The 24,735-nt window shown below is 44.5% G+C and carries 16 protein-coding genes and 1 tRNA gene; 6 read left to right on the top strand and 11 right to left on the bottom strand.

Annotated elements, in window-relative coordinates:
- Positions 1-361 precede the first annotated feature (361 nt).
- The 5 genes from ACO06Y_RS15610 to ACO06Y_RS15590 all read left to right on the top strand — a co-directional run bounded on the left by ACO06Y_RS15610 (position 362) and on the right by ACO06Y_RS15590 (position 12,141).
- A complete protein-coding gene (locus ACO06Y_RS15610; RefSeq protein ID WP_422079920.1) occupies positions 362-4,720 on the top strand; it encodes an FG-GAP-like repeat-containing protein in 4,359 nt (1,452 codons plus the stop codon).
- A gap of 39 nt (positions 4,721-4,759) precedes the next feature.
- The gene (locus ACO06Y_RS15605; RefSeq protein ID WP_422079919.1) at positions 4,760-5,638 is read left to right on the top strand and encodes a PorP/SprF family type IX secretion system membrane protein; all 879 of its coding nucleotides are present in this window, start codon (positions 4,760-4,762) and stop codon (positions 5,636-5,638) included.
- Positions 5,639-5,985: 347 nt separating this feature from the next.
- Entirely contained in the window at positions 5,986-10,323 is a 4,338-nt protein-coding gene (locus tag ACO06Y_RS15600) for a gliding motility-associated C-terminal domain-containing protein (protein WP_422079918.1), read from the top strand.
- Between the two features lie 27 nt (positions 10,324-10,350).
- A complete protein-coding gene (locus ACO06Y_RS15595) occupies positions 10,351-10,455 on the top strand; it encodes a type IX secretion system membrane protein PorP/SprF (protein WP_422079917.1) in 105 nt (34 codons plus the stop codon).
- A gap of 183 nt (positions 10,456-10,638) precedes the next feature.
- Complete coding sequence (locus ACO06Y_RS15590; RefSeq protein ID WP_422079916.1) at positions 10,639-12,141, top strand: alkaline phosphatase PhoX; 1,503 nt, start codon at positions 10,639-10,641, stop codon at positions 12,139-12,141.
- Between the two features lie 128 nt (positions 12,142-12,269).
- Here the strand turns inward: ACO06Y_RS15590 and ACO06Y_RS15585 are convergent, their stop codons facing one another.
- The 11 genes from ACO06Y_RS15585 to ACO06Y_RS15535 all read right to left on the bottom strand — a co-directional run bounded on the left by ACO06Y_RS15585 (position 12,270) and on the right by ACO06Y_RS15535 (position 22,526).
- Positions 12,270-13,652 carry a hypothetical protein gene (locus tag ACO06Y_RS15585; RefSeq protein ID WP_422079915.1) on the bottom strand — a complete coding sequence of 461 codons (1,383 nt, stop codon included), beginning with the start codon at positions 13,650-13,652 and terminating at the stop codon, positions 12,270-12,272.
- A gap of 124 nt (positions 13,653-13,776) precedes the next feature.
- The gene (locus tag ACO06Y_RS15580; RefSeq protein WP_422079914.1) at positions 13,777-14,235 is read right to left on the bottom strand and encodes a hypothetical protein; all 459 of its coding nucleotides are present in this window, start codon (positions 14,233-14,235) and stop codon (positions 13,777-13,779) included.
- An 88-nt stretch (positions 14,236-14,323) separates the two neighbouring features.
- Positions 14,324-14,869, bottom strand: coding sequence for a hypothetical protein (locus tag ACO06Y_RS15575; protein WP_422079913.1), 546 nt, complete (start codon positions 14,867-14,869; stop codon positions 14,324-14,326).
- Between the two features lie 138 nt (positions 14,870-15,007).
- Positions 15,008-17,941, bottom strand: coding sequence for a tetratricopeptide repeat protein (locus ACO06Y_RS15570; RefSeq protein ID WP_422079912.1), 2,934 nt, complete (start codon positions 17,939-17,941; stop codon positions 15,008-15,010).
- 242 nt (positions 17,942-18,183) lie between these two features.
- On the bottom strand, positions 18,184-19,056 hold the full coding sequence (locus ACO06Y_RS15565) for an alpha/beta fold hydrolase (protein WP_422079911.1): 873 nt from the start codon (positions 19,054-19,056) through the stop codon (positions 18,184-18,186).
- Positions 19,057-19,345: 289 nt separating this feature from the next.
- Positions 19,346-19,768, bottom strand: a complete 423-nt coding sequence (locus ACO06Y_RS15560) for a VOC family protein (protein WP_422079910.1) — start codon at positions 19,766-19,768, stop codon at positions 19,346-19,348.
- Position 19,769: 1 nt separating this feature from the next.
- Positions 19,770-20,264: a DUF6265 family protein gene (locus ACO06Y_RS15555; RefSeq protein WP_422079908.1), complete on the bottom strand. Its 495-nt coding sequence runs from the start codon at positions 20,262-20,264 to the stop codon at positions 19,770-19,772.
- 13 nt (positions 20,265-20,277) lie between these two features.
- A complete protein-coding gene (locus ACO06Y_RS15550; RefSeq protein ID WP_422079907.1) occupies positions 20,278-20,757 on the bottom strand; it encodes a VOC family protein in 480 nt (159 codons plus the stop codon).
- 171 nt (positions 20,758-20,928) lie between these two features.
- A complete protein-coding gene (locus tag ACO06Y_RS15545; RefSeq protein WP_422079906.1) occupies positions 20,929-21,726 on the bottom strand; it encodes a DUF6597 domain-containing transcriptional factor in 798 nt (265 codons plus the stop codon).
- 422 nt (positions 21,727-22,148) lie between these two features.
- Positions 22,149-22,233 (bottom strand) — tRNA-Ser (locus ACO06Y_RS15540).
- Positions 22,197-22,526 (bottom strand): GIY-YIG nuclease family protein, encoded by a 330-nt coding sequence (locus tag ACO06Y_RS15535; RefSeq protein ID WP_422079905.1) that lies wholly within the window; start codon positions 22,524-22,526, stop codon positions 22,197-22,199. The genes ACO06Y_RS15540 and ACO06Y_RS15535 overlap by 37 nt, the downstream gene beginning before the upstream one ends.
- A gap of 198 nt (positions 22,527-22,724) precedes the next feature.
- Between ACO06Y_RS15535 and ACO06Y_RS15530 the strand changes: the two genes are divergently transcribed.
- Positions 22,725-24,659, top strand: coding sequence for a tetratricopeptide repeat protein (locus ACO06Y_RS15530; protein WP_422079904.1), 1,935 nt, complete (start codon positions 22,725-22,727; stop codon positions 24,657-24,659).
- Positions 24,660-24,735 lie beyond the last annotated feature (76 nt).

Below are 24,735 nucleotides of genomic sequence, written 5' to 3'. Positions count from 1 at the left end.
TTGGTGCTTAAAAATATCGTATCGGCGACACAATACGCCGTAAAATTCTCCCCCCCTTATCATGGGTTTTAACATAGATCCCATCTTTATCAAAACACTTGAAACCCTTTGGTTTTTATAGAATTTATCCTACAAATTAATTTGTAGATTATTATCTCTTTTATTGCTTTTTTTGACCTACAATTAGGGTTCGTTCCGAAACTACGGTCGGCCAGGTTCTCGCAAATCAAAAATAAGTAGGAATCAGTCATAATCATATATTATATGGGGATTTAGAAACAAAAAATTTAAGCGAACCGGGCAACATATCCGTCATATTTATCGTTGTAATTACTATTTAACACATAAAATCCCTCGAATTTTGAAAGAAAAAAAACAAAAATTTAGAAGTAGAATATTTACTATATTCTTGTTGCTGGGCATATCGTTAACCGCTTTTGCCCAGACCGATCCTTCGGTCGTGGCCACCGCTCCGGCCGCCAATGCCCTGGGCGTGGACAATACCGCTATATTGGGCCTTACTTTTAGCGAGACCATGAATGCCGCCACCTTTACGGCGGACAACGTAAAGATCTCCGGAAGTTATGGCCGACCCTTCGGCTTCCCCGCCCTCGGATCAAATACGAACATGGCGGTCTTCGACCCCGACCGGGATTTCTTTCCCGGGGAGGTGATTACAACCACCCTTACCATAGGTGTGGCAGGCAGCACGGGAAACTCCCTGGAAAGTCCTTTTACCTATCGTTTTACCGCCGGTGTAAGCCCCAACAGCCCTGGGGAATTCCCTAATGGACAGAACACCATTAGCACATTGGCAGAAGATGCTCAAAGTGTTACCGTCGCCGATCTGGACGGAGACGGGGACCTGGACGCAATCTCGGCCTCTAAAGATCGTATTGCATGGTACCGGAACGATGGGAACGGGAACTTCGGTAGCCAACGTATTATCACAACGGCAGTAAATTTAGCCATAGATGCAATCACAGCCGATCTGGATGGCGACGGGGACCTGGACGTGCTCTCGGCTTCTAGAGGTGGAATCAACATTGTCTGGTACGAGAACGACGGGAGCGGGAACTTCGGCGGCCAAAAGACCATTACCGCGGGGGTAAATGAACCTAGCAGTGTGACCACCGCCGATCTGGACGGCGACGGGGACCTGGATGTACTTTTGGCCTCTAGCAGTGACAGTCGGGTGGCCTGGTACGAGAACGACGGGAGCGGGAACTTCGGCGACCAACGGACCATTAGTATGGCAGGAATCAGGGCCACGGATGTGACCACAGCCGATCTGGACGGGGATGGGGACCTGGACGTGGTCTCGTCGACTTCTATTAATAGTAACGCCCCCATTGCCTGGTACGAGAACGACGGGAACGGGAACTTCGGCGGCCGACGCAACATCACTACGGTAAGAGCAGGAATCCAAAGTGTGACCGTCGCCGATCTGGACGGCGACGGGGACCTGGACGTGCTATCGGCCTCTCTTAACAATAGCACCCCTATTGCCTGGTACGAGAATGACGGGAACGGGAACTTCGGCGATCGGCGAATTATCCCTGGAGCGGCTAATTCGGCTTACCGTGCCACTTCCGCCGATCTGGACGGCGACGGGGACCTGGACGTGCTCTTGACCTCTTTCGCCGATGGTCGCATTGCTTGGAACGAAAATAACGGGGGCGGAAACTTTGGCGCCCAACGAACCATTACTACGGCTGCGGCCGGAGCCCTGGATGTAACCGTTGCCGATCTGGACGGCGACGGGGATTTGGACGTGATTTCGGCTTCTCGTTTTGATAATCGTATTGCCTGGTACGAGAATGCCGTACCCTCTTCCCTTACGGTAACGGCCACAGACCCGACCGCCAATGCCCTTGGCGTGGACAATGCCGTTGGCATCGGCCTTACTTTTACCGAAGCCGTGGATGCGGCTACCCTAACCACGGACAACGTAAAGATTTCCGGAAGCTATGGCCGGCCATTTGATTTCCCTACCCTAGGAGCAAATACGAACATGGCGGTATTTGACCCCGACCGGGATTTCTTTCCCGGCGAAGTGATCACTACTACTCTCACTACTGGGGTGGCAAGCAGCGCAGGAAATCCCTTGGCAAGCCCTTTTACCTACCGCTTTACCGCAGGTGTGAGCCCCAATAGCCCCGGGGAGTTCCCCAATGGGCAGGACACTATTTTCGAGGGAACTACTTCATCGCCCGACAATGATGTGACCGTTGCCGATCTGGACGGCGACGGGGACCTGGATGTGCTCGCGGCCCACGAAACCAACAGCGGTGGCTCCTGGTATGAAAATAATGGGAGCGGTAACTTTGGTGTTCCACGGCCCATTACCTCGGATAAGGGTTCATTCAGAGGACTGATCCCTGCCGATCTGGACGGCGATGGGGACCTGGATGTGCTCGCCATCACTTCTGATGATAGGTCTATTGACTTTTTCCTAAACAACGGGAACGAGAACTTTACCGAGGGCATTGGTCTTGACGCTAACCCTACTCGCTTCGAAGATTTAACCGTCGGCGATCTGGACGGCGACGGGGACCTGGACGTGCTCGCGACCTCCTTTAACAAGATTGTCTGGTACCCCAATGAAGGGTTAACGCTTTCTGGCGCCCAAAGGATTCCGGCCATTTTCGGAACTGAACGGATTATTAATGGATTCTTAACTGGGCCCAGTAGAGTGGCCGTTGCCGATCTGGACGGCGACGGGGATCTGGACGTGCTCTCGGCCGTTTCTTCTATTGGCTTTATTGCTTGGTACCCAAACGATGGGTTCGGGAGCTTCGGCGCCCAGCGGACCATTTCCCTAGCAGCAACAGGGGCCGAAGAGGTCATCACGGCAGATCTGAACGGTAATGGGTACCTGGACGTAATCTGCATTTTCGCCGGAGATAATCGGATTGTCTGGTATCCTAATTTTAACGGTAGATTTGCTTCTCAACAAACTATCACTACGGCGGTGGATGGCATCCGGGACGTGACCGTGGCCGATCTGGACGGTGATGGGGACCTGGACGTGCTCTCGGCCTCTTTTGATGATAACAAGGTTGCCTGGTACCCCAATGATGGGAACGGCAATTTCGACGATCAACGGATCATTACCACGGAGGCCCGCGGTGCTTTAGGCGTGGCTGCGGGCGACCTGGACGGCGACGGGGACCTGGACGTGCTCTCGGCCCGTTCCGATAAAGGAATCATAGCCTGGTACGAGAATACGGGATCCACGCCCCTAACGGCAAACTGCACGGCCCCCTTTACCTTACAATTAGATGCCGACGGTACGGCCAGTATCACGGTGGACGAAATCGACAACGGTTCCCAAGGGGCAACCGGTATGGACATCGATATCACCGATTTTGATTGTTCCCACCTGGGCGAGAATACCGTAACGCTTACGGTGACCAATGCCCTGGGCGATACGGAAACGTGTACGACCACCGTTACCGTGGAGAGTTCCATCGCCTCCGCAACGCCCGATATGGCCTCCCTGCCGGAGGTAAGGGGCGAATGCGGGGCGACGGTCACCGAGGTGCCCACCGCTACCGCCGACTGCGGGGGGACCGTTACCGCCACCACAAACGATCCCTTGGAGTACAACGAACAGGGAACCTTTATCGTGACCTGGACCTACGATATCGGCAACGGAAATACAAGCACACAACGGCAGACCGTCATCGTGGAGGATGCCATGGCCCCCGTTGCCGATAGGGCCACCCTGCCGGATATCATCGGCGGGTGCGGGGCAACGGTCACGGAGGCGCCTACCGCCACCGATAACTGCGCAGGGACCGTTACCGCCACAACCAACGACCCGTTGAGCTATCCCGAGCAGGGGACCTATACGATTACCTGGACTTATGGTGATGGCAACGGGAATACCAGCACACAGGTGCAGAACGTTGTCGTGGAGAATTCCATTACCTCCGCCACGCCCGATATCGCCATCCTCCCGGAAGTAAGGGGGGAATGCAGTGCGACCGTCACCACAGTGCCCACCGCCACGGACAACTGCGGGGGGACCGTTACCGCCACAACCAACGACCCCTTGACCTATACCGAGCAGGGAACCTTTATCATTACCTGGACCTATGGTACCGGCAACGGGAATACCAGTACACAGACGCAGACCGTCATCGTGGAGGACCTTGTCCCCCCAATGGCAATTGCCCAGGATGTTACCGTTGAACTGGACGAGAACGGACAGGCGGCCATCGCCGCGGAGGATGTCGACAACGGGAGTACGGACAATTGTGGCATTGCGGACCTTGCCCTGGACATGAGCATTTTTGATTGTCCCGAATTGGGCGATACCGTTGTGGAATTGACCGTTACCGATGTTAGCGGCAACAGTAGTTCGGCCACCGCCACGGTCACCTTTACCGCCCCGGACAATAATTCGGACGGAGTGGCCGATACCTGCGGTTCCGAAGTATCGATTATCCCTGGCCCGGCGGTCTCTCCCAACGGGGACAACATCAACGATACCTGGGTGATCGAGAACATTACCGATTTCCCCGACGCGCTGGTCAAGGTGTTCGACAGGAACGGCAGGGAGGTGCTCAGCACCGATAACTACCGGAACGATTGGGGAGGTACCGAAGGGACCGGCGGCAACCTGCTCCCGGTAGGGTCCTACTACTATATCGTCCATCTGCGGCAACCAACTGCCCGGAACGTGACCGGTTGGCTCTACCTTAATTATTGATCTATCACAATTTCCCCCAATAATCACAAAAAAACGACCATGAAAAAAATACATATATCAGTCCTTCTATTTACATCCCTGATACTGGGCGCCTTCTCGCTAAGCGCGCAACAGGAACCCCTGTATACCCTGTACAGGTACAACACCAATTTTTTCAACCCGGCGGGCTTCGGGCTCAACGAAAGGATGGAGTTCAGGACCAACTTCAGGAACCAGTTCTCCGGCATCGAACGGGCGCCGGAGACCCTCGGCCTCTACCTTGGCATCCCCGTAAACGAACGTATCGGCATCGGGGCCACACTTGTCTCGGACAAGGTGTTCATAGAGAGCACCACCTCCCTGTTCGCCAGTTTTGCCTATGGGGTACAGCTCGACCGGTGGACCTGGCTCCATTTCGGGGTACAGGCGGGGGGCACTTTTGTCGATATCGACTTCAACAGCCTGGATCTGGCCATCGATCCCGTATTCGCACAGAACGTAAACGATTTTAATCCGAACGTAGGTGCCGGGGTGTACCTGAAGGGCATGGACTATTTCGTGTCCCTTTCCTCCCCCAGGATATTGACCACGGACCGGATCGACGACCAGAGCGGGGTACTGACCGTGGCGCGTAGTCGCCTACGGTTCTATCTGAGCGGGGGCTATCATTTTGCGCTCGGCGAGAATATCGTGTTCACCCCCTCCACGCTGCTGCGTTTTTCCAATGAGGAGACCATTGCCGACATTACGGCCGCCTTTAAGATTTTGGATACCCTGGAGGTGGGCGCCAACTACAGGGTGGACAGGGCCTTCGGCGGGCTGCTGTACCTTACCGTACAGGAATGGCTCGAGATAGGCTACGCCTACGAGGTCAGTTCCGGGGCCATAAACGTATCCGAGGAGGGGACACATGAGATCGGGGCGACGCTAAAGTTTTGATATACGGATAAGGAATGGTAGTTGAAATCTGTTGGGTTAATAGTCTCTCAACATTCCGTATCCGATATGAAGGCCCTAAACAATGTAGGTGGTTTGGGGCTCTTCTTTGATTTAGTAGACTGTTTTGTAATACAGGTATGGAGTATTGCAGAATCAAAGAAGCCCGATTTCACGTATGAAATTGGGCTTTGTTCTGAGCGAGGGAAGAGCCAAATAAAATGGAAAAACAAGGCTATTTACCACCCCTTTTTACCTTGAAATTGAAAAATTAGATATAATACATCTTGGATATCCTTAGTAATCGAACCCCCTAATTTATGGAAAATCAATACTAAATATTATCCGTCATGGAAAAGAAAAACCTGGCTACGCAGCTGCTTATTTTTTTATTGTTATGTGCCGTTAACCCTATATTGTCGAAGGCACAATGCAACCCGAACAATTTTACCGTAACCGTAACGCCCGGAACCTGCCCAGCCAACGGGAATATCAGCGTAACGCTTCCCGGGAATCCACCCTGTAATGGATGGCAGGCAGTTCTAACCAGCCCTGTAGGATTAGAAACAATACAAAATATTCCCTCCAATGGCGAGCCTATCAATTTTAGTTCTCTGGCTCCCGGAGATTATAACGTGAGATTGGTGTATGGTGCGACTGTTTTACAAAATCCGGATAATCCCATAACAGTAACGACCTCCTACCGAGTAATGAATATTTCCAGCACTAGCCAAGCACCTTCCTGCCCAATTGCAGCAGTGCCGTCAACACCTGACGGATCTTTGGATATTTCCATAAATAGTGGAGGAATAGGGCCATTTCTGTATGAGGCCAACTCGGGGTTTGGATTGCAGACTTTTGGTCCTACTACGAATACGTCCCATGTTTTTGGGAATATGGAAGGAGGAGAGACCGTTTCTTTTACCGTTACCGATTTAGGATGTGGTGTATCCCAGACCCAAAATCCAGATATTAGTATCAATGAGGATTTGGAATCCATGTTCTTTGCTTCCATCTTTAAAAGAAAATGTGTACCCAACTGCAGCATCTATGATGCTACTTTTGGAACAATAATGTATTCACAAAATCTGGTGAACACTATACAATTGCCGGGCAATGCAACAATTAGCATTAATGGTGGCCAACCTCAGGATCTTATAGTTGCCGATATAAATGATGTCTCGGTTGCGGATGGTTTTCTTGTTTCCTTTACATACCCTCCTGGAATAGCTGGAAATGACACCTATGTACTTACCTTTAATGATGGGTGTTCCACTTTTGGTTATAGCAATACAACCTTGCCTATTGCCGATGATCTGCTGGAATTAGATACAATGTATACCACCGACCCCGATACTTGTACGGCAGTGCATAAGGTGGCCATTAAAAGTGCGGTGCGGAGGGAGGGAGAAACATACCAAATGTTCTGTATTGAAAACAAGATAGCCATTGAACAAGAAACCGCCCCGGGTGTATGGACCAATGTACCTCTTGTGGGAGGTATTGGCAACCCTCTAAACTTGACAGATTTTCTACCCTATTATGAATTGCCCGGTAGTGGACATTACAGAATTATTGCTGAAGATGATTGCCATACTATCATCAAAGAATTTGACACACTTGAGGAAACAAATCCTTTGAATGCATTTGAAATATTGCCCGCGTCATCCATACTGGAAGGTACAGGTGCTATGGTCTTAGCAAGGATACCCGATAATACCGGATCCAATTCTCTTGAGCGCATACCAAGTACAACCTACCAAATAAGTCCTGTACCCTTCACATCATCAATTGCTATAAACCCAATGCATCCCTATTCCTTGGGAGGTATGTATACCCTAAATTTTCCTGTTAGCTATACTACAACGATAAATAAAATTATAATAGGTGATCTTCCTCCAGGTGAATATGAGATTCTGGCTACGGACACCTGTGGAAATCAAGCAACGAAACGGTATACAATACGCGAAACCGCTACCTACGCCCCTTTTATTCAAACGTCAACCGGGTGTATTAATTCTGGACGTGTAACCTATGACCTTGGGACTTCCTATGTGGCCCGATCTTTCTTCGAAGGAGCTAAAGTGGAACTATTTACGAATAATGGAAGTGGTGGATTGGGAACCCTTGTCGAAGGTGATATTCTTCCCCACGGTTATAAGGGGGAGTTTAATAATCTCTCCGATGGAGATTACATTTTAAGGTTTACCGGAATAAATTTTGATTCTCCCATCAATGAAATAACTTTTTCTTCAACGACCTTAAGTAATTTGGATAGGGAATATTCAATCCCATTCACTATAGAACCTTTTGAAAGGATTACAGCGGCCACCGCCGGTGCCTTCTGTGACCTAAATGACCCCTCAACAGGAATTGTTCTCGCCGAAATTAAAGGTGGCACCCCTACGTATCCCATGATTTATGAACTTTTTGAGGCTTCAAACCTTGATGTGCCCGTTCAAACCTATACCGAGACGGATACCTCTATACCCCATCACCTTTTTGAAAACGTGTCCAGTGGAAATTATCTTGTTCGGATAAAGACCCCCTGTGATGGTATCGATCTGAACATCAATCTTGTGCCGGCTCCCATTAAGGCTACAATTACCTCGGACAACCCCATTTTATGTGCTCCGGGCGGTGATGTTGAGCTGTCCATAGACCTAGCTGTAGGCCTGTTTGATATTATCTGGGTGGATGACCAAGGAAATACGGTTGGCACCGGATCTTCGGTTACAGTTCCGGTCACCACACCAACTACCTACACGGTAAATTATTCTTTTATACCTGCATTTTGTCCCTCAGCTTCAATGAACGTTGATACGGTTAATATTGATTTTTTTCCTGAATTTATGCAAATAGGCCAGGAAAGTACTACCTGCAACAGTTCAGGAGCTGATTACACGCTTACCGTTGAAATAGCCGGCACTCCCCCTTATACGGTTAACGGCACTGGAGCTCCCGGAACATTTATGGGAAACATATGGACTTCCGACCCTATTCCAGCAGGTACCGATTACAACATAAGCTTTGAGGACGCTAACACCTGTACTACATTGACCGTATCGGATGTTGCTCCGGTTTGCTGTATATTTCAAGTTACTTGCCCTACTTTCCCTACTACCACCGTGGAATGCTATGATGATTTGCCTTCGGCGACAAGCCTTACCGAAGCGGAATTTGAAGCTTTGGGCAATGCCGATGGTTCTATTGGGAACGTTCCTTGCGGAATCATTGAAATAACTGCAGTAAACGATGCAAATACCGGTGATTGTGATATAGTCGTTACCCGTACATATACAGTGACCGAATATGAAGATACCAACGCCAATGGTATAAGGGATGCTGGAGAAAATACGGTATTGAATACATTGGACTGTCAGCAAATTATTACCATTGAAGATACCATACCCCCCACATTCGTGGAAAGCCTCCCCTTGGATATGACCGTGTCCTGTGATGCCATACCCGCTGCTGCCGTATTGAACAGTATCGATAATTGTGATTCCAATGTAAGCATAGCTTTTGATGAACAAATCATTGGGCAAGATCCGACATACCCGATTAACTATACCATAGTACGAACCTGGACGGCTACGGATAATTGCGACAATGAGACCACACATGTGCAGACTATAACGGTAGAGGATACCCAAGCTCCTGTATTCGTACAAAATTTACCGGCAAGCATTACAACGACATGTGATACCATACCAGGGATAGTTACTTTGACCGCACTTGATAATTGTGATCCCAATGTCCAAGTAAGCTTCACGGAAAAAATTACCAATGACGCCGATTGTGTATGGGGGTATACTATCACCAGAAAATGGATCGCTGAGGACCGTTCAGGAAATGGAACCGATCACACCCAAATTATTACCATTCCCGGTACGGGACCGATAACAGTTGGTGACTACGATGAAGAGGTTACCATTATGTGTGGCCAAGAAATCCCTGAAATTTCTAATCTCGTCTTTATGGGAGGCTGTGGGGATTATGTAGTCAATTTCATGGAAGAGACCTTACTTTCCGATACAACCGATGACTTCATTATAGAACGCCTCTGGGAAGTGACCGATTCCTGTGATAATGTGGAATTATTCCAACAGATCATTATAGTCGTACAACCAGAAAAGGAAAATGTAAACATAGAAATCTGCATTGAGGATGATGCTATTGATCTTATCGATAGTTTACCTGGAGATTTTGATACCAATGGTGTCTTCGCGGTGGTTTCTGGAAATGGAATTCTAAATGGAAGCCTGTTCGATCCGTTGAATTTTGGAATTGGGGAACACCAAATTTCCTATGGTTCGGTGGAAGGCAGCTGTAAATACTTTGTGGATTTCACTATAGTGGTTGATGCCGACTGTATTCCGTGTGGAGCTACGGAAATCGAGATTTCCGAAACCATTACTGCAAACTCCGATGGGGTCAACGATTTCTTTGAGATCACCGGAGTTGAACTCTGCGATTATATCTTTGAAGTACAAATTTTCAACCGATGGGGCGTCATTGTTTACCAATCCAATGATTATGGCAATGACTGGGGAGGTTTCTCCCCGAATAACTCCTTTGGCACTTCGAACACTTTACCTTCTGGCACATACTACTACATCATTACGGTCAAAAACCGTGAACTACTCAAACCTATTGACGGCTTTATATACTTAGGCGCCGATTGATCGTACAATAAATCAAACACGCAATACTTGTACAATACGGTTTTAATAAACCCGGCATATGCGGGAAGTAGGGAAGCTAGAAATGTTTCGCTGGCAAATCGCATCAAAAACCAAAAAGACCTAATTTCTTAACTGAAATTGGGCTTTTTGCTGAGCAGAGGAAGGAGGTCATTTTTAAGTTGGATGATTTGACTGTTTTTGGATTTTTTCAAGCTGGCCAAAAGCTATGGCATATATTATACAATGTTTACAATTCGTTAGAAAAACGTTTTAAAATCGATAAGGAGCCGATTTTTCCTATCCAATTAAATACCTTTGTTGGAAGGGGAGCAATACGAGAATTTCCTGTACAAATCGGCACTGACCACATTACGGATCCAAAACATAGAACGTTATAGGCATATAATGGAAGATAATTATAAAGATTATACCCGAAGGCATTTCATAAAGCAATCAACCCTTACTTCTTTGGCATTGATAGCATTGGTCAATTGTACGAATAGGAAAAAGAAGGATGGAGGAATCCAAAATAGTGAAGTGGGGACTTTGGATTTAAAGATCGACCCAAACGGATATCTTGATCTCCCCGATGGATTTTCGTATAGGATTATCTCAACATCTTGCGAAAAAATGTCCGATGGTCTTTTAGTACCTGGGAGACCTGATGGAATGGGAGCTTTTCTTAATGAGATGGGAAAGACCGTCATTATCCGAAACCATGAGAACAGTCCCACTCCATTGGAAAACAGTCCCTTTGGCCCTATGAATGAATTGTTGTCCAATGTAAATCTAGATAGACTCTACGACTCGGGAGGCGGAACTAATCCCGGGTTGGGAGGTACAACAACTTTGATATACGATGAGGATACGCAAGTAGTTGAGGATCAGTATATGAGTTTGGCCGGCACCTACAGGAACTGTGCGGGCGGGGTCTCGCCCTGGGGAAGTTGGATCACCTGCGAGGAAGATGTTACCAAAGCGGACGGGGAGCAAATACATAAAGATCACGGTTATGTATTTGAGGTACCTATGAATTCCAAAGAAATGGTAACCCCGATACCCATTAAAACAATGGGACGGTTTAACCATGAAGCAGTGGCAATTGACCCGTATTCCGGTTGTATTTATCTTACCGAGGACAGGCACGATGGACTTTTCTATAGGTTTATCCCCAAGGAGAAGGAAAACCTCCTGGCCGGTGGATCGTTGCAGGCTTTGGCCATACGCGATAAAAACAGCTTAGATACAAGAAATTGGGAAATCCCTACCGTACCCAAAAATGAGTCTATGGAAGTATTCTGGATAGATTTGAAAGATGTGGACTCACCAGAGGACGATTTGAGATATCAGGGATTCGATGCTGGAGCGGCCCGTTTTGCCCGTGGTGAGGGAATATGGATGGGAAATGGGGAACTTTTTTTTGCCTGCACCAATGGAGGGCCAAAAAATTTTGGACAGGTCTTTAAGTACAAATTATCCCCAAAAGAAGGAACCGAAGGTGAGAAGAAAGAGCCGGCCCTATTGGAACTTTATGCGGAGTCCAACGATAAAACCGTATTGCACATGTGCGATAACCTTACGATCGCTCCTTGGGGGGACGTTCTTTTGTGCGAGGATAACGGTGAATTGAACCATATAAGAGGTATCGATAAAGATGGGGATATCTATACCTTGGCATGTAACAGAAGCTCTAAATCGGAACTTACCGGACTTGTCTTTTCACCTTCGGGAAAGACCCTATTCGTAAACGTACAGGAGAATGGCGACACGGTGGCCATAACCGGCCCATGGGAAAGGTTTGGCACATCAAATGTTTAGTGATTTATGTGAAACCAAAAAGTTTATTGATACCGAATAGAAAATGTTGGGAGGGGTTCAGTTTGCCCTGATCATTAGTACTATTCGATTTTCATTTGATAATTAACACCTTATTCAAGGCGCAATGATCAATAAAAATAACTGACTTCGTTTATCCAATGAAAACGACTTTTCATTAGTCTGAAGTCATTTAACTCCATAAGTCTTCTTCTGGCGATGATGTGGACAGAATCCTTTTTGATCGTTCCCTTTAACATTAGTGTATTTGAATCGGACATTTTGAAATGAAACCTACTTATTTTCTGCTGGGCGATTAGTAAGGAATCCATCTTCATCCACGTATCGTCCGATAAGCCTTTTTCATTGTAAACCTCTTGCTTTTTTTCAGATAAATCTGCTGGATCTCCATATAGGATAAGCTCTTGTTTATCGACAGGAACATGTATGAGTGCGACACTATCTTTCCTAAAGCGCACTGCCTCAAGTATCCTGTCCCCAATTATCAGTTGGTGCCAACGCAAGGGATCCCCTAGCGATAAAGTATCTTTGTTCACAACGAACGACTCAACTTCATAAAGCCCGGAATATTCGGATTTAGCTTTTAAACTTTCTTCGGATAGCTTTTGATAACCACTATTGTCCTTAACAGAAACCATTAGGAAATACCCTATCACCAAAATTTTCAGTACCGATTTTGAGATTCGCATCCATCGCTTTTGAAATATAGGAGCTTTGATAACGGGTAGAGCAATGGCCTGGCCGGTGAAGAAAAATTGGATTATATTTTTGGCATCCCTAAGAAATAGAAAAAGAGCCATAATAAACAAAATCGTGGGATATATTTTAGCATGAACATCATAACTGTAGTTTACGGCCATCACATTGGCAAGTGTTACCAATGTGAGGATCGCCCCTAGCGCAGTTGTTCTGCGAAACAACAGGAGCAGTGCCGCACTTTCTACCATGCCCATAAAAACATTGTATTCATAAGAATAACCAAAAAAAGCCCAGGCCAAATGCATGGGCGACATGTCGCCCACCTGCTCCGTCAAGGTGTAAAAACCAAGATCGGGGAACTGTATTTTGAAAAATTTATACAGTGCAAAAAGAAACATCGTGAATGCCAAATAGTAACGTATGATGGCAGTAAGCCAATAATAAAGCACTTCATAATTCTGACGTTTTCTATCCAACAAACTCCAAATGATAGTCCCTGCTGCAGCAGTAACGGCTATTGCGAAATAAAGTAAATAGACGTAAGTTCTATCGTTATGTTCCCCATCGTACGGGGATATAATGACGTAGGGGATTTGAAACAGGTCTTTTCCTATCCAGGAAACAACACTATCCAATAGGGTTGAGAGTGGGCCATAATAATACAGTTTGGACAAAATTGGATTGACCGACCAATCCATAAAAATGATAAATAGGACAAAAAACAGGGCAACAAAACGAAATGGAATTTTTTGGTAGTGCCTCCAAGTGGAATACGGGTTTAATTTTTTTCCCATGTGCTGTTTGGTTTCTCCCTAAGAGGGATTGTTAAAAAGTTATCCCCTTCAATATCTGGCAATTAACAAATAAAACCAAATTCTAATCAAACCGACCGCTCAAAAGTGAGCGGTCGGCTTTTGTTCAATTATCAAAATCAGTCCTATTTAACCGAATTGATGCGGGACTGCTAATCGTACCGTCCGTGGTCTCGATCCGAACTTCAAAATCCAGCCAGGCTGAATCGGCAAACCCCAAGCATACATCCCCCCAATTGAGTTCACCATTACCATCTTCCAATTGAAATCCTTCAAATTGATTTCGCACCCCAGTGTTGGATGTACCGTCATCCAAAGTGCCTTCAAACAATATATTTCTAAGAACATCATCCTGTGTTCCGCTATAGGGGATGATAATGTCATAACGCCCCCCTGTACCCGAGCTATGGGTACAAAAGTTTGGGTTTTCCACTCTAAGCGCTCCTAAAACTATACTTGGGATATCCTCCTCGTCATCGCTGCAGGCCATTACAAGGAATAGCAGGAGTACGGCCATTATATTCTTTAGGGGTTCTAAAAACCATCTTTTTGTTGTATTTTTCATAGTATCACGATTATGTTAATGTATTCATTTCCCAAACCGACCGACTACCCGATAAGCCCGATTTGATTCTCTATAATTTATATTTTGATTATGGACGAAACTCCGCAGTAAAAGTGCCGTTGACTAGGATGTTTCCCGACCCATTGTCTGTAGGAACCAATGGCGTTTCCAAAGAGCCACTCAAAAGACCGTCGCTCGTTGCGGTAATTGAGAGTCCGCCCTGGCCCTGTAGATTACTGGAATGGCTAATTCCTCCGTTTTGTCCAAATAAAAAGGTTGAGGTCGACGGGTCGTCGCCGTTATATCCATTACCCGTAAGGTTGAGGGCTGGATAGTTCCCCGGCGGGGGCGTCGATTCTCCGTTGACACCAATAATGGCGGTTACCGTGTAACCTTCGCCATCTGTTAAATAAATGGACAACTGGTGGGTAGTGGTCAATGAAGCAGGCAACTCTTGAAACCTGTAGTAGGCATTGGTACCCTGCATGTTTCTGGAAAAGTCCCCGGAGACATTGATATTGAAACCCACAACGTCCGGATCGGGCGTTTCCATATCACCTTCATCGGATTCGCAGGCGCATAGGAACAAGAAAATACAGGCGAGAAGAAATGGGGCAGTACGATTCTTTTTCATAACTATCAGAATTTTAATTGAAAATGACAGGGAACTTTAGGAACACCACCAAAAGTAGATTTTCGGCCCTTTTGAAACTGACACCTGGGAACCAAAAAATACCATTGGCGAACCAAATGATACCAGAATCGACAGTAATTAATAGGAAGAAGGGGAAACGCCGTATAGCTCCTTAAAACATTTGGCGAAATAAGAAAGGTTGGTAAAGCCCACTTGATAGGCGATTTGGGTCACGGTATCCGACTTTTGAGCCAATAATTGAGCTGCTCGTTTCAAACGAAAGTTACGGAGCAGGTCTCGCGGAGATTCTTGGGTCAAAGCCTTAAGTTTCCTGTTGAGTTGGGTTTTGCTCATAGCGAGTTCCCGTTGCATTTGAGTCACCCCAAAATTGGGATCGGCATGGTCCTTTTCCAATAGGGCAAGTACCTGTTCCAGAAACTTTTTGTCCAACGAAGTGGTCGTTATTTTTTCGGGTACCAAGGTGCGCTCGCTTTGTTGGTAGTGCTCCAACAAACGTTTTCGCTGTTCGATCAGGTTCCTGACCCTGACCGAAAGTTCCTTAGCGCTAAAGGGTTTAGTTAGGTAATCATCGGCCCCGGTTTCCAAACCTTCAATTTTATTCGCTTCCCCCGCGCGAGCGGTAAGCATAATAATCGGAATATGGCTGGTATGGATATCGGACTTCAATCTTCTGCAAACCTCCATGCCGTCCATCTTGGGCATCATTAAATCGGTGATGACGAGGTCGGGTGTACTTGAGGCTGCCAATTTCAGGCCTTGTTCCCCATTTTTAGCCTCGATAACACTATAATGATGTAAAAGCTGCTTTCTGATATGCTGGCGCATGTCTTCGTTGTCCTCGATCACTAGAATTTTTGACACCCCGTTAACTTCCGCTTTTGGAAATTCGTATGCCTTTATCCCGATAGCTTTATCCGCAGGTATGGGCGGGACAATATCTGTTTTGATCTCTGGCATCTTAATCTTTTCAATAGGAACCTGAATGGTAAAAAAGGTACCCTTTCCTTCCTCACTGGAAACGGTCATGGTCCCATCCATTAATTCTATCAGGTCTTTGGAAAGGGATAATCCAATGCCCGAACCTTCCCGATCTTTGGTGATACTACTATCCACCTGGTAGAAGCGATCAAAAATAAAGGGTAGTTTTTCCTCGGAAATCCCACGACCCGAATCCGAGACATGAATGTGCAGCTCCTCTCCAGTGTAGGATACTCTAAAAGTAACCGACTCGCCATCCTCACTAAACTTAAAGGCATTACTTAATACGTTGTATACCACTTTTTCCAGCTTGTCCCGATCAAATGCTGCCCAAAGTACTTCGTTGGGTACCGATACGCGATAGTCCATGTTCCGTTGCGCGGCATGGGAATTGAAAGAGGCCGCTGCCGTACGAAGACATTTAAATAGGTCACCTTCCGAGGACTTTAGTTCTAGTTTGCCCTCATCGATTTTGGAGAGATCTAACAGTTGGTTTACCAGTCCCAGCACTTTATTAGTATTCCTTCGAATCATCTTCACATCCTCATGATCCAGTTGTTCTTCCGGGTTTTGCTCCAAATTTTCAATCGGCCCCCGAATCAAGGTGAGGGGGGTTCTGAACTCATGGGAAATGTTGGCAAAGAAGTTGGATTTTAGCACGTTCAGTTCCTTAAGTTCCTTGTTGGCCTTTTGTTTAATCCGATATTGATTGTATAGTAATCCGGCCAGTAACAACATAAAAATCGCCACCGCAATAATGCCATTTCGCTCGTTTTTCCGTTTACTCAACTGTAACGCTTGCAGTTCTTTTTCGGAAGCCAAAAGAGCGATTTCCTTGGCCTGTTGTTCGTTTTGGTACTTGGCCTCGATTTCTTCGGCGAGATCTCGCTTTTCCAAAGTGTACAAACTGTCCTTTCGCGCTTCATATTGAATTCTAAGATTATACGCCTTTTGGTGGTTTCCTTTGGCGTAATTCACTTCGGATAGCGTTTGGTAACCATCCATTTCGGTCGGGGAAGCACCAATATGCCCGGCAATTTCAATAGCCTTTCTGGCATACTTTGTTGCACTGTCCAGTTGTTTGGCATAGAGGAATTCCTTACCCAATGCGTGGCTTCCATGGGCCATATCAATAGAATCGTTGATTTTGCGGGCAATGGACAGGGAAAGGCGGTAGTTCTCAATGGCTTTATCCGATTGCATTTTGTCGGAATAAATATTTCCGATCTTACTATAGACTTGTGACATCTCTCGTTTCTGGCCCAATTTGTGATAGCTTTGAAGCACATTTCGATACAGTTCCAACGCTTCTTCAGGTTTGCCCTGATTTCTCAAAATAATGCCCATATTTTCCATGACGAACACACGCCCTGCTTGAAAGTCTAGCTTAACGAAAAGGCTGTCACTTTTTTTGAAATATGCTATGGCACTTTCATAATTTTCAAGTTTATGATAGATCATGCCCATATTGGCCATATTGATGGCCGCATGTTTTTCATGGCCAATTTGCGTATTCATTTTTGCTGCCTCGGTGTAGGCTTCCATCGCTTTTTTATACTCCCCTTGTTCATTATAAATATTGCCCAGGTTGTTATAGGAACTGGCCACCCCTACAAAGTCTTCAGTTTCGGTAGCGAAAGCAATATTCAACAGTAGATATTCCTCGCCCTTGTCTAGATTTCCTTTTCTGGTATTTGTATTTCCCAGGCCAATTAGGGCCGCACTCTTACCGTCATTGAATTTTATCCGTTCCGATATAGAAAGGGCCTTTTGAAAGAATACTATGGCAGAATCAAAACTGGCACGGTCAGTCAGTAGGTCTGCACGAACAATCAATCCTGAGACCTCATGCTTTTTCTCGTCTATTGAAGCGGCAATTGTTAAGGCATCGAGAACATTCTGTTCCGCTTTTTTGGGGTTTTCGTAACGGTATTCGTCGGCCAAGTCGAGTAATAGATTTACCCTTGCGGAATCCACTTTTTCAATACGAAGCTTTTGCTCCAGGCTATCGATCCTTGATTGCGGATAGGCACATACCGAAATGAAAAAAAGAACTAATAATTGGGTTCTCATGCTTAAATGTAAGCATTATCCTCTTGAAAAAACTACACATAAATCGATGGATCCCTATGAATAGCAGTAAACCTTGAAAATGAATACACTACAGAAATAGAAATAATTCCTATCCCTATAATTAGAAATAATAACAGGTAATTTTTCTTTTTCGTAATCATGGCTTATGAATTGCGAGTTACTTAATGAAAGTAAAATACAAAATGGCAGCCACAAGCGAAGGAATAATTCCGAGCAAGATTTTAATCGGTTAAAAAGGCGGAGACTTGACCGGCCAACTCCTTGGAATGGGTCATCCACATTTCGTGCCCGGCATTTTCCAGATGATGGTGAACTGCATCCGGGAATGCCTCCAATAACTTTTTGTTTGTACAATGTTGCAACGGCATGGTCCTTCCTGAAGTGAAAACCATAATCGGCATTTTCAAGTTCTTAACCGATTGGAAGGAAGGTGATTTGAATCCATTACTTGATGTCACCAAAGCTTTTATTTCTCTCAAATTAGCTTTCAGCATGTCTAAAACTTCCTGAGGTATTTGGTCTTGTATATCCTCCCCGGCAAAGAACTCAAACAATTCTTTCATTACCAATGTGGTGTCGTTGGTCTTAAAGGCCTGCCGGGTCTCGCTAATCAATTTTTTTTGAAAATCCTCATAATTAGTTTTGCATTCGGGTGATGTTTTTAACCAGTCAACCAAGGCAGGTTCCGATAAAATCAGACTTTTGGTGAGTTCGGGATAGGTCAAAGCAAAATCTATGGCAATCAACCCGCCATAACTATGTCCAACCAAGTGTACCGGTGTTCCTAATTTTTGAACTAAAAGCCTCAAATCCTCTCCTTCAGTTTCAACATTAATATCCCCTACAATTTTGTTATTGTTTGGGAAGTTATATCTTCTGCTATATGTAACCACTTTGAACCTGTCACAGAGAAATTCCACTTGGGGCAAAAATACCCTGAAATCCTCTTGTGCCCCATGAATGAACAGTATGGTTTTTCCCTCCCCTTTAGAGTAATAGTGCATCAGTCCGTTGTCAACATCGACCCGGTTTAATGTCTGAGCCTTTGAAAAAGAACAATAAAGGCATAGCATTGTCAATAATAACGTTCTCATAACACCTCGGATTGACTCTTTTGAACAAGCTGAGGATGATTGTTAATCATCTACGTTACTTGTTTAATTAAATAATTTATCAATTTGTTTCTCTGTACAAAAGGCCCTAAAAAACAGCAAGTTTTTGAAATCATTACGGAAATTCAGCTTAATCTTTTAAAATGTTGGTTTTATAAAACTGCTTAGAATTGACCATCAGAACCCCACTCTATTGCCTATTTTCAAATAGGTCTTTCATATTTTCAGGAGCATAAGTTCGTTTCGGGTGTTGTTTTTACACTTAGCTAAGCTATTTGTCCCCTGCCCAGGGATCATAGGAGCCAAAATTCCATACATGACCTTCCCTGTCCCTACAACTATAACCACGCCCGCCATAGTCCTCATCCCGGATATCCATAACTATTTCTGCCCCCTCTGCTACGGCATTTTTATAGTGCAGGTCAATTTCTTCTACTATAATGTAAGGTGCCTGGGTATTCAATCCATTGAGATCCTCAGGGGTACCGAACATTTTACCGTATTCATCATCGTTTACAGATCCCAACATAATCATCGCATTTCCAAAACTCAACTGAGCATGAACAATGGTTTCGTTTTCTCCTGGTAATACGAAGTGTTTTTTAAATCCGAAAGCTTTACATAACCATTCCATAGCTTCCAAGGCATTTTTATAACGCATTGTTGGAATAATAACAGATCCTACTTGTTTCATTTTATTTAAATTTATTTATTTTTTTCATTTTAAAAACTTCGGTTTTCACTACATCACCTTTACGCAATTTTAAAAGAATCTCCATCTCGTTTTCTGACTTACGTTTGAAAATCAAACCTTTTAATTCAATTATTTTCCCATTGTACCGGACCATTTCAAAAGTGACGAAATCTTCTTTAGTCTCCCAACCAATCAAATCAGGTCTAAAGTGTTTCAATCGTATACCGGTTTCATCCAATAACAAGAACTCATAAAATGTTATATTTCCGATTGAATCAAGATGGCGGTACATACCCATCATGGTTCCATCTGGGGAAGGCAAGGACCAGCTTTCTTCCGAGGTACCGCCAAATCCATTTCCAGACCAGTTTCCCGCTAACCAGGCATATTCTGGCACATTACTTTTGTCCCCTATACCTTGTGAGGTGGCTTGGCTAACAAGTAGAAATATAGAAATAACGATTTGCATCAGTACCATTGCTTTAAAATTTTGCATGTTTCTGTATTGTTTATTTTTTCTGATGTTCTGCAAATGTCAATACGTATTGATTATTATCAATAATCGAGAATTCTACTGCACTATAGAAAGTCTCTTCAGGTTCTTTGTAAACTTTTACCTCATCTTTAATTTTTTCATAGAAATCTTGTATGTTATTTATTTTAATATACAAGAGCAGCGAGCTTCCTTTTTCTTTTCTTATTATAGGCAGCTGGTCCCCCAAACTTTCGAAAGTTTGAAACATGACTGTAACCTTTCCACATGTCATCAAAACAAATTCAGGTTTTTCCGTATTCGGGTTTTTCATCTGGATTTGGAAACCCATTTTTTCGTAGCATGATATGGTTTCTTGGATGTTATTGACAAAAATGTTGGGGGCTATGCTTTCCATATTGCACGAGTTTGATTTCAATTCACTGTTTTGTGAAAAACCTGAGAAGGTTACAAATACCAGTGAAATTATATGGGTAAGTTTGTTATTGATATTCATGATTAGCCGAAAACCTTTGATGTGAACTCAATAAATTTAGCTGCACCATTAACGATCAGGTATGGCATTACGCCTTGATATCCTTCTGGAATTTTAACACCTATTTTTTTAGTTTAATAATCAGAACAAAAATATTCTAACCGACTTTCAAAAAATTGGAAAAATCCGACATTACTGATTACGCCATTTTGTTACATCAGAATTGCCGGAAAAATAATCTTTGGGAAGATGCCCGGAAAATTCTTTGAAATCATGGACGAAGTGTGACTGGTCATAATATCCGGCATCAAGGGCAATTACTGTTAGCGATTTTTCAACGTTTTGGTATTTGGAAAGAACTGATTGGAAGCGAACTATTCTCGAAAATAATTTGGGAGTAAACCCTGAAAACTTAAGAAACTGCCGTTCAAACTGCCTTTCGGAAATGAAACAATCATTTGCCAGTTGCCTGACTTTAGTCTGTCCCCTGTTTTCTATGATGGCATTGATACAACTAAAGACAGGTAATTGCTCTTTATGGTATTGAGAAAGTTTAGATTCAATAAAATCTTCGATAATTTTTTTCCTCTGGAAGTTGTCGGAAGCAGTAGCTATTTTTTCTTCTAATTCGTCGCCTTCAGCTTTCAAAAGAATATTTAGGTCAGGCATGTAATTGCTGATTTCATTTGTTGGGATTCCAAAGAGAAGCGGAATTGCTTGAGGGTAAAGACTGACTCCAAAAATACCAAACCCTTGGCTTATTTGAAATTTTCGTGTTATTCGTGTCTGTCCATGAATACCCGCCGTAAATGATTTTTCCTTTTTGCCACTGTCATGAAGTTCATCAAACTGTCCTCTAAAATGAAATAAAAGCTCGGGACAAACGTCTGCCATCGAATAATGCGTGTACGGTTGGTCACTCTCAAGAGTCCAAAATGACTTTACAAAAGTTGTGAGTTGTCTAGAAGGTTTAAATGTTTGGAATTTCATGATTTTTTCAGCTTGCCTACAACTTGTTTATATGGATGTAAAATACATTTATATATCCCAAAATAGGAATAAAACCAATGATCGAAGTCCTTTTTATATTAAATATAAAAATCATCAAAGAGGTAAAGGAATCAAATCAAGTTAGTTTTACTATGAAAGCTATCCTAAATATTGGGGGATGAACAATTCTTTTGTTTAGCACATTTTTTATTGATTGCCTATTTCATATGCTACCTATCATTTGGTAAGGTCTAGCACAAACCAACAGATTCTAACTATAATAACTATTTTATGGCTGAAATTAGAGTAATGTTTTCTGATAAGCCAAAAGTAGAATAGAATCTAAAATCCTAACTTCTGTCAACTAAACTGTCAACCAAAAAACAAAAGCCCCTATTCTAGGGGCTTTCCACGTTATAAAGCGGAGGAAGAGGGATTCGAACCCCCGGAGGTGTGACCCTCAACAGTTTTCAAGACTGCCGCATTCGACCACTCTGCCATTCCTCCAAAATAGATTTGAGCCTTTTCCGGCCCCAACCGGATTTGTAATACTTTTCCTTTTTCCGGGCTTCGGTTGCATCTTCCGCTTGTTCCATATAGAACCGTTGCCAGGGTACGTATCGCTTCGTAAAACCGTCCTTCCCCGAGTTGTGTTCCCTCAATCTTCTATCGGGATCATTTGAAAACCCCACGTAAATCCTGTCATATCGTTCACTCCACAATGCATAAACAAAATACATCCTTCGCCATTTGCCGCATTCGAGAACGTGGTTCGCCAGGGCGAAAACGTTCTTAACCACTTTACCACGTTTTACCGTAAAACGGTACAAGCACGTGGTCTGCCATTCCTCCAGTATGTTGTCCCTATCTCAGAGGGCTGCGCCCTCCGAAGCGCAGCTTCAGCTGTGCAAAGGAGGGTGCAAATATAAAAACCTTTTTTCGTTCCTTAAAGGATTGCCCTTTTATTATTTACACTCTTACCAAGATTTTGACTGGCTATGTCACAAACCAAGAAAGCAAGAAAATGCAAAATTGTAGGCAACCAAAATGGGCATATGGTATCTCTACCCTGGCCCCTGCCCAAATCCTGCAAAAGCGTATCATTTTGTATCTTTAAATTTGCAGGGGACCTGAATTTTAATCCATTAAGCGAAGACATCGTGGAACTAGTAGGCCACAAGGAGACCACAATTGCCGTATTGCCCTTTCGATTTTTGGGGGATGCGGAGCACATGAGTCCTGTTATTAATGGGCTTACCGAAGATCTTATTATCAATTTTTCAAAATTTATAGGTCTTTCGGTCATTTCCCAATACTCCACACAACATATAGCGGATGCCACCGATATAGGGGCCATATCCCGTTTAGGGGCGGATTATATCATCACCGGTACCTTTAGGCCTTTGGGCGATAACTTCCGTATTGGTGTGCAACTTATCAGAACCCGTGACAATACAGTGGTTTTTGCGGGAAACCACGACGAGACCTTGGAGTCTATTTTAAGTACCCAGGATGCCATAACCCAACAAATGGTAAGCGTGCTCCAACGACAGATAGACCACGACCTGCTTTCCTACTCGTATAAGAAATCGTCCGTGGATCTGGCCGCTTATGAAAATTGGCTCTTGGGAAAACATCTTCTAAAAAAAGGTACCGTTGAAAGCGATGCGGCGGCACGCGAACACTTTGAGGCCGCATTACGCATAGACCCGGGATTTGCTCGGGCCTATTCCGGGATTTCCCTATCCTATTTTAATGAATGGAGCTGCCAGCTATGGGATCGTTGGGAAGTAAGCCAAAAAGGGGCTCATGAATTTGCGCTCAAGGCCATAGAACTGGATGAGAACGATTATATTTCCCTTGCCGTCTTAGGAAGAACCTACCTGTATTTGGGCGACTACGATAAATCCGAGCTCTTTCTAAGGAAGTCCTTGAGGATGAACCCCAATGATGCCGATAACCTTATCCAAATTGCCTTTTACCTGGTATATCTGGGCCATACCAAAGAGGGCGAACAATTGTACCTCAGGGCCAAAACCTTAAATCCACTGCATCCAGAAGTATATCTCCCCTATGGCTCTTTCATCTATTTTGAATTGGGCGATTTTAAAAAGTCCGTAGCCTTGGGCGAAAAGGTAAAGGCTTCGGTTTGGACGGATTTTTCGGCCTATATGGCGGCAGCGTATTATCACCTTGCCGAATGGGATAAAATGCACCATTTTTGGCAAAAATATTTAGTGCTATTTACTAAAAACATCAATGGTGGAAAACAGGCCACGGACAAGGAGGCCATGGATTGGCAAATAACCGTTAATCCCTATAAGGGAAAGTCCCATTTAGAGCCTTTCTGGAAGTTTATGGGCAAAAATGCCCCCGTTCCCCGGAAGTCCCGACCTTCACAACAAATTACTACCGGAAGTTTTATACATAATGGGGAGCTATGGAATCTTGAATATGCAAATCAATCCATTATTCTTAAGGATGCCAAGGGATTTCATGATATCGCAAAGCTCTTGCAGCATCCCGAAAAACAAATCCATTGCACGGAATTAATGGGTACCTTTTTGGATAATCCTGGTGATGTAACATTGGATACCAAGTCTATTGGGGCGTATAAGAAAAGAATCCTCGAGCTACAATCGTTGATAAGGGAAGCGGAAGATGTTGGGGATAACAAATCGTATACTGAAATCCGTGAGGAATACGAATCCCTATTGGATCACTTGTCCAAAGCCATGGGTACGGGAGGACAGGCAAGAAAAATAGGGTCTTCCCTCGAAAAGGCAAGATCTGCCGTTACCTGGCGTATTCGCAGTACCATTAAAAAAATTGAAAAAGCCCATCCACAACTGGGGAAACATCTTTCTAATTCCATCAAGACAGGTACATTTTGTAGCTATGTCCCAGAGTCTACCCATAGTTGGTCCATTTAAGCCACTTACACGCAAAACTTACATTGTAAGGCAAGAACTTCTGCCTTATACATTGTAAACCTATTAAAAACAAAAA

The sequence above is a fragment of the Ulvibacterium sp. genome (assembly GCF_965228935.1).
Lineage (GTDB): Bacteria > Bacteroidota > Bacteroidia > Flavobacteriales > Flavobacteriaceae > Ulvibacterium.
The sequence above is the reverse complement of the archived record's forward strand: the minus strand, read 5'-3'. Positions and strand labels throughout refer to the sequence as shown.